Source organism: Vibrio sp. 661 (assembly GCF_033339315.1).
GTDB lineage: Bacteria > Pseudomonadota > Gammaproteobacteria > Enterobacterales > Vibrionaceae > Vibrio > Vibrio alginolyticus.
This window is the reverse complement of the sequence record NZ_JAWOUJ010000067.1, coordinates 1-1,323: the sequence shown is the minus strand read 5'-3', so window position 1 is coordinate 1,323 and position 1,323 is coordinate 1. Positions and strand designations below refer to the sequence as shown.

Below are 1,323 nucleotides of genomic sequence, written 5' to 3'. Positions count from 1 at the left end.
AACCATGGGCAATCAACAAGCGTTACCGCTGTATAAAGTTGAACCTCGTTACCCAAGTAAAGCATTAAAACGCAAGGTTGAAGGCTATGTGATCATGCGCTTTACGATTGACACGACAGGTCGTCCAAAAGACATTGAAGTGATCGATGCAGAGCCAAAGCGTATGTTTGAAAAAGAAGCCATTAGCGCGTTGAAGAAGTGGAAATACCAACCCAAAGTTGAAAATGGTGTGTCGATTGAGCAGTTCGGACAAACCGCAAAAGTGGAGTTCAAATTAGGCAAATGATGAAGAAATTCTTAATCACAACGCTGCTTAGTTTGACCGCAGCCAGTGCGATAGCTCAAGAGCTTAGCCAGTACACCGCATCTAGAGTGCAGCGTGCGCACAGCCTAGCTCAAGAAGAGAAGCTTAAAGAAGCGATCTCAACTCTCGAATCGTTAGACCTATCGCGTGGCTACGATCAAGCGTTTGTTGCTCGTATGCTTGGTATTTTTTATTGGCAGAATGAGCAAGTTAAGCCTGCTATCAAGCAACTGGATTTCGCGGTAAGCAGCGGTTTATTGCAAGACGAGCAAGCGTGGCAAACACGTAAAATGCTAGCGGATATTTTGTTGAACGAACAACAGTTTGCTAAAGCCTTGCCGCACTATTACGAATTGAGTAAAGCCGTACCTAAAAACCAGAAAGCTCATGAAGTTTGGCTGCGCATCGCACAATCGCATTACCAGTTGAGCCAATGGAATAAAGTGTTATCAGCGATGGGTCGCTACGAGAAGTTTGGTCAGCCAGATGAACTCGGTCCATTGTCGATTAAGCTTTCGTCTGAACTGGAACTCAAAAAGTGGCAGCCTGCTATTGTCACCATCAAACGTTTGATTGCAATTGAGCCTGAACGAGTTGAATGGTGGCGTCAGCTCGTCGCTTTGCACTTACGTGTCGATGACAGCAAACGCGCACTAGATTCAATGGCTTTAGCCAAGCTACAAGGTGTCGCGCTCAGTCAAGATGATTTTAAACTGCTGGCACAGCTTTATGCGAAACGTGGAATCCCAGAGCGTGCTGCTTTAATTATGGAGCAGTTGGAAGACCTCAACGTCGATAGCCAGTTAAAAGCTCAGCAGGCGACCTATTGGCAGATGGCAAAAGAGTGGGATAAATCCATCGATAGTTGGCGAATTGCCGCGAAGTTGGATTCTAAATACTACTGGAACTACTCTCAGCTACTTGTTCAACAAGGCCATTACCAACAAGCATTGGCTGCTTTGGATAAGGTAAAAGGTCGTAATGCTGACGTCGCGCTCATCAAAACCAGAGCCTACTAC

The 1,323-nt window shown here is 45.7% G+C and carries 2 protein-coding genes; both read left to right on the top strand.

The genetic code is table 11. From position 1 onward, the window contains the following. The coding region (locus R7P69_RS24715; protein ID WP_318121756.1) for an energy transducer TonB at positions 1–286 on the top strand (286 nt) is incomplete at its 5' end. After that, positions 283–1,323: hypothetical protein (locus tag R7P69_RS24710; RefSeq protein ID WP_318121755.1), on the top strand; the 1,041-nt coding region annotated here is incomplete at its 3' end. The genes R7P69_RS24715 and R7P69_RS24710, both read left to right, overlap by 4 nt.